The organism is Pseudomonas sp. Sample_16 (assembly GCF_004307665.1).
GTDB lineage: Bacteria > Pseudomonadota > Gammaproteobacteria > Pseudomonadales > Pseudomonadaceae > Aquipseudomonas.
The window spans coordinates 22,997-32,492 of record NZ_RCOB01000149.1 but is presented as its reverse complement, the minus strand read 5'-3'; the positions used below and the strand labels follow the sequence as shown (position 1 = coordinate 32,492).

The window sequence follows — 9,496 nt, the reverse complement described above, 5'->3', positions numbered from 1 at the left end:
ATTTGTTGAAGCCGTAACCGGCGAATTTTTCTACCAGGTCGAAAATGTTACCGGCGAGGTCCGCATCGATGTTGTTGGTCGCACAACCTTCGATGAAACCGCCACGCTGCTTGGCCATTTCCTCGGGCTTTTTCTTACCCATGGCTCGACGCAGCATGTCCGCGCCGCCAAGGGTGTAGCCGGCCATGACCTGGGCGATCTGCATCACCTGTTCCTGATACAGGATGATGCCGTAAGTCGGCGCCAATACCGGCTTCAGACCTTCGTACTGGTAGTCCGAGTGCGGGTACGCCAGTTCGGCGCGACCGTGTTTACGGTTGATGAAGTCGTCCACCATGCCCGATTGCAGCGGGCCAGGACGGAACAACGCTACCAGTGCAATCAAGTCTTCCAGGCAGTCGGGCTTGAGCTTTTTGATCAGCTCTTTCATGCCGCGCGATTCAAGCTGGAACACGGCCGTGGTTTCGGCTTTTTGCAGCAGCGTGTAGGTCGGCTTGTCGTCCAGCGGGATGAACGCGATATCCAGCGGCGGTTCGTTGACCTTGGCGCGGTCGCGGTTGATGGTTTTCAACGCCCAGTCGATGATCGTCAGGGTCCGCAGGCCGAGGAAGTCGAACTTCACCAGGCCGGCGGCTTCCACGTCGTCCTTGTCGAACTGGGTCACCAGGCCATCACCGGCCTCGTCGCAATAGATCGGCGAAAAGTCGGTCAGTTTGGTCGGCGCGATTACCACACCACCGGCGTGCTTGCCGACGTTACGCACAACGCCTTCGAGCTTGCGCGCCATTTCCCAGATTTCCGCCGCCTCTTCATCGACCTTGATGAAGTCACGCAGGATTTCTTCCTGTTCGTAGGCTTTTTCCAGGGTCATGCCGACTTCGAACGGAATCATCTTCGACAGACGATCCGCCAGGCCATAGGACTTGCCCTGCACCCGCGCCACGTCGCGGACCACAGCTTTTGCCGCCATGGAACCGAAGGTGATGATCTGGCTTACCGCGTTGCGGCCGTACTTCTCGGCCACGTAGTCGATCACCCGGTCGCGACCGTCCATGCAGAAGTCGACGTCGAAGTCGGGCATGGAAACCCGTTCCGGGTTAAGGAAACGTTCGAACAGCAGGTCATATTCCAGTGGGTCGAGGTCGGTGATCTTCTGTACGTAGGCCACCAGCGACCCGGCACCCGACCCCCGGCCAGGCCCTACCGGCACGCCGTTGTTCTTGGCCCACTGGATAAAGTCCATCACGATCAGGAAGTAACCGGGGAACCCCATCTGGATGATGATATCCAGCTCGAAATTCAGCCGATCGACATAGACCTGGCGCTTGGCTTCGTAGTCTTCGGTGGTGTCCTTGGGCAGCAGGACGGCGAGCCGTTCCTCCAGACCATCGAAGGACACCTTGCGAAAATACTCATCGATGGTCATGCCATCGGGGATCGGGAAGTTGGGCAGGAAGTGCGTGCCCAGCTTCACTTCGATATTGCAGCGCTTGGCGATCTCGACGGTGTTTTCCAGCGCTTCGGGAAGGTCGCTGAACAGCTCGGCCATTTCCTCGGCGCTTTTGAGGTATTGCTGATCGCTGTAGTTCTTCGAGCGCCGCGGATCGTCCAGGGCGCGGCCCTCACCGATACAGACGCGGGTTTCGTGGGCAGCGAAGTCTTCCTGCTTGATAAAGCGCACATCGTTGGTCGCCACCAGTGGCGCACCGATCTTCTCGGCCAGGGCGACGGCGCCGTGCAGTTGCTCTTCGTCATTCGGCCGATTGGTGCGCTGGATTTCCAGATAGAAGCGATCCGGGAATACCGCCATCCACTCCCGCCCCAGAGCTTCAGCTTCGTCGGGGTTGCCACTGAGCATGGCCTGGCCGATTTCGCCTTCCTTGGCCGCCGACAGCATGATCAGGCCTTCGCTGGCCTCGGCTACCCACTCGCGCTCGACAATGACCGAGCCATTGCGCTGTCCCTCGATAAAGCCACGGGATATCAACTCGGTCAGGTTGCGATAGCCCACGGCGTTCATCACCAGCAGGCTGATCCGGCTCAGAGCGTTGTCCGGATCCTTGTTCGACAGCCACAGGTCGGCGCCGCAGATCGGCTTGATCCCGGCACCCATGGCGTTTTTATAGAATTTGACCAGGGAACACATGTTGTTCTGGTCGGTGACCGCAACGGCGGGCATGTTCATGCCGACCAGGGTCTTGACCAGCGGTTTGATCCGCACCAGACCGTCGACCAGGGAGTATTCAGTGTGCAGGCGTAGGTGAACGAATGAAGCCGGCATAGTGATCCTGTCTATGAACATGAAAACAACAAGGCCCGGATTGTACCGGGCCTTGGTAAAAAAAATCAGCCTTGCGACTAGCTCTCTATGACGATTTCCAACGCCTCATACGCCATACGCACCGGAGCGAACGAACGCCGGTGAATAGGCGTAGGCCCCAAGCGTGCCAGCGCTTCCAGATGAACGGGTGTCGGGTAGCCTTTGTGGCCGCCGATGCCATAACCCGGATAGATCAACTCGAATGCACTCATTTCCCGGTCGCGGCTGACCTTGGCCAGAATCGACGCTGCCGCGATGGCCGGCACCTTGCCGTCACCCTGTACCACCGCTTCGGCGCGCATCGGCAGTTTCGGGCAGCGGTTGCCATCGATCATCGCCAGTTTCGGCTGGATATGCAGCCCGGCGACGGCACGCTGCATGGCCAGCATGGTGGCGTGCAGAATATTCAGCTCATCGATTTCTTCGACTTCAGCGCGAGCGATGCACCAGCTCAAGGCTTTTTCGCAGATTTCATCGTAAAGCTTCTCGCGCCGGGCTTCGGTGAGTTTCTTCGAGTCGTTCAGGCCGAGGATCGGCCGATTCGGATCGAGTATCACGGCAGCCGTGACCACCGCACCACAGAGCGGACCTCGGCCGACTTCGTCGACACCGGCTACCAGTTCTTCAGCTTCCGCGACCAAGGAGAAATCCAGCCCCATCTGCATGCTTTTCTTACTCATTGTACTTCGCCGATCAGGTTGAGCACGGCATCCGCCGCCTGGTTGGAGGCATCCAGACGAAGGGTCCGGTGAATTTCATCGAAACCACGAGTCTGCTCCTCGCCACCTTCGATCAGCGGCGACAACGTCTGGGCCAGGGCTTCGACGGTCGCGTCGTCCTGCAGCAGCTCGGGCACCAGCAAACGCTGGGCCAGCAGGTTCGGCAGGGAAACGTAGGGGCTTTTCACCATGCGCTTGAGAATCCAGAACGTCAGCGGTGCCAAGCGGTAAGCCACCACCATCGGCCGCTTGTACAGCAAGGCTTCAAGGGTCGCGGTTCCGGAAGCGATCAATACCGCATCGCAGGCGGCCAGGGCCAGATGCGACTTGCCGTCGAGCAAGGTCAGTGGCAGATCGCGGCCAGCCAACAGCTCTTCAAGCTGCGCCCGGCGTTGGGGGTTGGCGCAAGGTACGACGAATCGCACGCCCGGACGCAGCGCCCTCAGGCGTTGTGCCGTGTCCAGAAACAACGCACCAAGACGCCCCACTTCGCCGCCACGACTGCCGGGCATCAGGGCAACCAACGGCCCGTCAGGCAAGCCAAGCTCGGCCCGCGCAGCAGCGCGGTCGGCTTCGAGCGGAATGGCATCGGCCAAGGTGTGCCCAACGAACCGCACCGGCACGCCCTTCTCTTCGTAGAATTTGGCCTCAAACGGAAACAGCGTCAGCATCAGATCGCAGCCTTCGCGAATCTTCAGCACCCGCTTCTGTCGCCAGGCCCATACCGACGGGCTGACGTAGTGCACGGTCTTGATCCCGGCCTGACGCAACTTGAGTTCGATATTGAGGTTGAAGTCCGGCGCATCGATACCGATGAACACGTCCGGCTTCGCAGCGATCAAGTCGGCGACCAGCTTCTTGCGACGTGCCAGCAACTCGCGCAACCGACCCAGGACTTCCACCAACCCCATCACCGAAAGGCGTTCCATCGGGAAATACGAGGTCAGGCCTTCGGCCTGCATCAGTGGACCACCCACACCGATGAACTCGACCGCCGGGTGACGAGCCTTGAGCGCACGCATCAGACCCGCGCCAAGAATGTCACCGGAAGCCTCACCCGCTACCAGCGCAATACGCAGATTGGCCATGGTTAGCGGGTGATGCCGCGGGTAGACGACTGGATGGAGTCTCGGAACACCGCGACTTCCGGGAACTGGATCGAAGGCTCGGCCAGTTCGGCGAGCGCCTGTTCAACCGTCAGTCCCTGGCGGTAAACCACCTTGTAGGCTCGACGCAGCGCATGGATTGCGTCTTCGCTGAAACCGCGACGACGCATGCCTTCGAAGTTCATGCTGCGAGCTTCGGCCGGGTTGCCGAATACCGTGACATACGCTGGAACGTCCTTGCCGATGGCCGTGCCCATGCCGGAAAAGCTGTGGGCGCCAATGTGGCAATACTGGTGGACCAGGGTAAATCCGGACAGGATTGCCCAGTCTTCAACGTGCACGTGGCCAGCCAGCGCTGTGTTGTTGACCAGAATGCAATGGTTGCCGATGACGCTGTCGTGACCGATATGTGCATAGGCCATGATCAGGTTGTGATCGCCCAGGGTGGTTTCCGAACGATCCTGAATGGTCCCACGGTGAATCGTCACGCCTTCGCGGATGACGTTGTGGTCACCGATCACCAGACGGGTTTCTTCGCCTTTGTATTTCAGATCAGGCGTGTCCTCACCTACCGAAGAAAACTGGTAGATGCGGTTGTGCTTGCCGATTCGGGTCGGGCCTTTGAGAATCACGTGCGGCCCGATCACTGTCCCCTCGCCGATTTCCACACCTGCGCCGACGATCGACCAAGGGCCGACCTCGACACCGTCGGCCAGAACAGCCGTCGGATCGATGATTGCGCGAGGGTCAATCAAACTCATAGTTTGCGTTCCGCACAGATGATTTCAGCCGAGCAGACCGGCTTGCCGTCGACCGAAGCCTGGCATTCGAATTTCCAGATCTGACGCTTGCAGCTCAGGAACTTGGCTTCGAGGATCAACTGATCACCCGGCAGCACAGGCTGGCGGAAACGCAGCTTGTCGGAACCGACGAAGTAGTAAAGCGTGCCATCGGCCGGCTTCACGTCGAGCATTTTGAAACCAAGGATCCCGGCAGCCTGAGCCATCGCTTCGATGATCAGAACGCCCGGCATGATTGGATGCGCAGGGAAGTGACCGTTGAAGAAAGGTTCGTTGATGCTGACATTCTTGTAGGCGCGAATGCGCTTGCCTTCCACATCCAGATCCACGACCCGGTCCACCAGCAGGAACGGGTAACGGTGAGGCAGGTATTCGCGAATCTCGTTGATGTCCATCATTTCGGGGGGAAGCCTATGTAAAGATTGGGAGCGCGCGATTGACGCACACTCCTCTAGCAAATCAAGGACGCAGTCTAGCGGCTGTGTACACTTGATATGGAAATGGTATCAGCCATCTGATGAAGCATTACCGCCAGGGGTCACTTCCCCTGCTTGCTTTTCCAGCTGTCGCAAACGTCGCGCGATGTCATCGAGCTGACGCAGGCGTGCCGCGCTTTTGCGCCATTCGGCTGCTGGCTGCATCGCCGTACCGGATGAATAGGCGCCCGGCTCGGTGATCGAGTGGGTCACCATGGTCATGCCGGTGATGAATACGTTGTCGCAAATATCGATATGCCCCACCAGCCCTACGCCACCGGCAAGCATGCAGTGCTTGCCGATCTTGGTGCTGCCGGAAATCCCCACACAGGCGGCCATCGCGGTGTGATCACCGACCTGAACGTTGTGGGCGATCTGAATCTGGTTGTCGAGCTTTACCCCGTTACCAATGATGGTATCGGCCAGCGCGCCACGGTCGATAGCGGTATTTACGCCGATTTCCACGTCATCGCCGATCAGGACGCCACCAATCTGGGCGATTTTCTGCCAAATGCCTTTTTCGTTGGCAAAACCGAAGCCTTCACCACCGAGTACGGCACCAGACTGAATCACTACCCGCTTGCCGATGCGCACGTCGTGATACAAGGTCACGCGCGGAGCCAGCCAGCCACCTTCGTCGATCACGCTACGAGCACCAATAAAGCAGTGCGCGCCAACGGTGGTACCGGCAGCAATTTGCGCGCCGCTTTCGATCACGGCAAATGCACCGATACTCGCCGCCGGGTCAACCACCGCATCCGCCGCAATCACCGCTGTCGGATGAATACCGGTTGCAGCCTTGGGCTTGGGGTCGAACAAGTGCGAAATACGCGCGTAGGCTGCATACGGATCAGGCACCACCAGTGCATTACCGGAAAACCCTTCGGCGTCGGCGGCTTTCAGCAACAGCGCTGCAGCCTGGCTGCCTGCCAGGTATTTACGGTACTGGGGGTTTGCGAGAAAGCTCAACTGAGTTGGGCCAGCCTCCTGCAAAGTGGCTAGCCCAGTGATTTCTTTCTCCGGGTCGCCACGCAGTGTGGCGCCGAGGAACTCGGCCAATTGGCCGAGCTTAATAGTCGCGGTCATGGATTACTTCAGCTGATTCATGCGCTCGATAACCTGGCGCGTGATGTCGTACTGAGGCTTGACATCAATCACGGCGCCACGCTCGAAGACCAGGTCAAAAGCACCTTTCTTGATGACTTCTTCCACTGCGCTATCGAGTTTCGGCTTGAGCTGCTTCAGCATTTCACGGTCGGCAACAGCCTTGGCTTCGTTCAGCTCCTTGGACTGGAACTGGAAGTCACGAGCCTTTTGCTTGAATTCAAGCTCCAGACGCTCACGCTCGCCTTGCTGCATTTTGTCGCCACCGGCCATCAGACGATCCTGAATACCCTTGGCGCTGCTTTCCAGAGTTTTGAGCTTGCTCAGCTGGGGACCGAACTTTTTCTCGGCATCCACGGCGTACTTCTTGGCCGCATCGGATTCCAGCAGGGCCATCTGATAGTTCAGAACGGCGATTTTCATGTCGGCAAATGCCGGGCCTGCTACCAGTACGGAAGCCAGGAGAACCAATTGAGTCAACTTACGCACGATGCACTCCTACAAAATCCATTGTCGTTATCTTGGGGCAGACGCTTAGAACGTCTGACCGAGGGAGAATTGGAACACTTGAGTTTCAGCTTCATCCGGTTTCTTGACTGGCATGGCCAACGCGAAACTCAAAGGACCCAGTGCGGTGACCCATGTCACACCTACACCAACGGAACTGGCCAAATTACTCAGGCTGATATCGTTGCACTTGGTATTGGACTTCGTGCCATCCGCGTTTGTGGTATCCGAGCAGGACGAATCGAATACGTTACCGACATCCCAGAATACCGAAGTGCGCAGGGAACGCTGATCCTTGACGAACGGCAGCGGGAACAGAACTTCCACACCGCCCTGGATCAGGACATTACCACCAAACGGCAGCGGGTCCTGGTCCGGGTCAAATTGAGTGCCAGCGTTACCGGTAATGGCCTGACCGCGGCTCGGGGTACTGCGAGGACCCAAAGTGCTGTCCTTGAAGCCACGAACCGAGTTGAAACCACCAGCATAGTAGTTTTCATAGAATGGCAAGCCGTCGGTCGAACCGTAACCATCGCCATAACCCAGTTCGGTATGCAGGCGCATGGTGTAGTTCTCGCTCAATGGCTGGAACAGTTGGCCACGGTAGTCGAGCTTGAAGAACGACAGATCGCTGCCCGGTGTTGTGGTTTCCAGTACCAGGCTCTGGGAATGGCCACGTGTCGCCAGTACGCCTTTGTTCAACGTGGACTCGGACCAACCGGCCGAAGCCTTGAAGTTCAGGTACTTGTCGCCTTCCTGCTCAACGAAGTCGAAGATCTCGTCAACGGTGTAGACACCGGTCTTGATTTCGTCCTGTTGAGCCGTCAGACCGAAGGTCAGACGCGAAGTCTCGCTGATCGGGTAGCCGACGCTGACGCCCGCGCCCAGGCTGTCTACGGAGTAGCTGGCCACGTCGACGTCGAGGTCGTCGTAGTCGGTGGTGCGATAGAAAGCGTTGTAACCCAGGCTTACACCATCAGCAGTCCAGTAGGGGTCGACATAACCGAAGTTATAGCGGCTCTGGTATTCGCTGCGGGTCAAGCCGATGCTGACCTTGTTACCGGTACCGAGGAAGTTGTTCTGGGTGATCGAACCACCGAGGATCAGGCCCGCGCTCTGGGCGAAACCGACGCTGGCGGTAATCGAACCGGAAGCTTGCTCTTCCACACTGTAGTTGACGTCGACCTGGTCATCGACACCCGGCACAGCCGGCGTCTCGACGTTGACTTCCTTGAAGAAGCCCAGACGTTCCAGACGGGTCTTGGACTGGTCGATCAGATAGGTCGACGCCCAGCCACCTTCCATCTGACGCATTTCACGACGCAGCACTTCGTCTTCGGACTTGGTGTTGCCGCGGAAGTTGATGCGGTTCACGTAGGCACGCTTGCCCGGATCGACCGCGAAGGTGATGTCTACGGTGTGGTCTTCATCGTGAGGCTGTGGCACGCCGTTGACGTTGGCGAAGGTATAGCCTTCGTTACCCAGTCGACGGGTGATCAGTTCGGAAGTGGTGGTCATCAGCTTGCGCGAGAACACCTGGCCTTTCTGTACCAGCAGCAGGGACTTGACCTGGTCTTCCGGCACCTTCAGATCGCCGCTCAGTTTCACATCACGAACGGTGTACTTGTCGCCTTCGTTGATGTTGACGGTGATGTAGACGTGTTTCTTGTCCGGCGTGATGGACACCTGGGTCGAAGCGATATCCATGTTGATATAGCCACGGTCCAGGTAGTAGGAACGCAGACGTTCCAGGTCACCGGAAAGCTTTTCGCGGGCGTACTTGTCATCGTTCTTGAAGAACGACAGCCAGTTGGTGGTCTTGAGTTCGAACAGGTCGATCAGGTCTTCGTCAGGGAAGACGGTGTTGCCCACCACGTTGATGTGCTGGATCGCCGCAACGGTGCCTTCGTTGATGTTGACCTTCAGGCCGACGCGGTTACGCGGCTGCGGCACCACTTCGGTGTCGACAGTAGCGGAATAGCGGCCCTGAGCGACGTACTGGCGCTGCAGTTCATTACGCACGCCTTCGAGGGTGGCACGCTGGAAGATTTCGCCTTCGGCCAGACCGGACTGCTTCAGGCCCTTCATCAGGTCTTCAGTGGAGATCGCCTTGTTACCTTCGATCTCGATACTGGCAACCGACGGACGCTCGACTACCGTAATGACAAGGACGTTGCCATCGCGGCCCAGCTGGATATCTTGAAAGAACCCGGTTTTGAACAGCGCACGAGTGGATTCCACCAGGCGACGATCATCCGCCTGTTCACCGACGTTCAACGGCAAAGCACCAAAGACGCTACCCGCGGAGACCCGCTGGAGGCCATTGACGCGAATATCAGAGATAGTGAAGGACTCGGCGTGAACTTCGGCGATCATCAATACGGTGAGAACCGCAGTTAGCAGCAGACGTTTCATGAAGTCCTTTCTTATTCCAACTGGCAATAAACAAACTGCCGCAAAATGC

8 protein-coding genes are annotated in these 9,496 nt (G+C 58.2%); all 8 read right to left on the bottom strand.

Going from position 1 to position 9,496, the window contains the following annotated elements:
• Nucleotides 1–2,281: DNA polymerase III subunit alpha (dnaE, locus tag D8U69_RS20310; RefSeq protein WP_130907997.1), on the bottom strand; the 2,281-nt coding region annotated here is incomplete at its 3' end.
• A 77-nt stretch (nt 2,282–2,358) separates the two neighbouring features.
• On the bottom strand, nt 2,359–2,985 hold the full coding sequence (rnhB, locus tag D8U69_RS20305; RefSeq protein WP_056856239.1) for a ribonuclease HII: 627 nt from the start codon (nt 2,983–2,985) through the stop codon (nt 2,359–2,361).
• An 11-nt stretch (nt 2,986–2,996) separates the two neighbouring features.
• A complete protein-coding gene (gene lpxB / locus D8U69_RS20300; RefSeq protein WP_130907996.1) occupies nt 2,997–4,127 on the bottom strand; it encodes a lipid-A-disaccharide synthase in 1,131 nt (376 codons plus the stop codon).
• A gap of 2 nt (nt 4,128–4,129) precedes the next feature.
• Nucleotides 4,130–4,906: an acyl-ACP--UDP-N-acetylglucosamine O-acyltransferase gene (gene lpxA, locus D8U69_RS20295; RefSeq protein ID WP_056856241.1), complete on the bottom strand. Its 777-nt coding sequence runs from the start codon at nt 4,904–4,906 to the stop codon at nt 4,130–4,132.
• Nucleotides 4,903–5,343: a 3-hydroxyacyl-ACP dehydratase FabZ gene (fabZ, locus tag D8U69_RS20290; RefSeq protein WP_007907157.1), complete on the bottom strand. Its 441-nt coding sequence runs from the start codon at nt 5,341–5,343 to the stop codon at nt 4,903–4,905. Before fabZ ends, lpxA begins: the two co-directional genes overlap by 4 nt.
• A gap of 108 nt (nt 5,344–5,451) precedes the next feature.
• Nucleotides 5,452–6,507, bottom strand: coding sequence for a UDP-3-O-(3-hydroxymyristoyl)glucosamine N-acyltransferase (gene lpxD, locus D8U69_RS20285; RefSeq protein ID WP_130906373.1), 1,056 nt, complete (start codon nt 6,505–6,507; stop codon nt 5,452–5,454).
• A 3-nt stretch (nt 6,508–6,510) separates the two neighbouring features.
• Entirely contained in the window at nt 6,511–7,014 is a 504-nt protein-coding gene (locus D8U69_RS20280) for an OmpH family outer membrane protein (protein ID WP_008057318.1), read from the bottom strand.
• Nucleotides 7,015–7,059: 45 nt separating this feature from the next.
• Nucleotides 7,060–9,447 (bottom strand): outer membrane protein assembly factor BamA, encoded by a 2,388-nt coding sequence (gene bamA / locus D8U69_RS20275; protein ID WP_056856243.1) that lies wholly within the window; start codon nt 9,445–9,447, stop codon nt 7,060–7,062.
• Between the last annotated feature and the right edge of the window lie 49 nt (nt 9,448–9,496).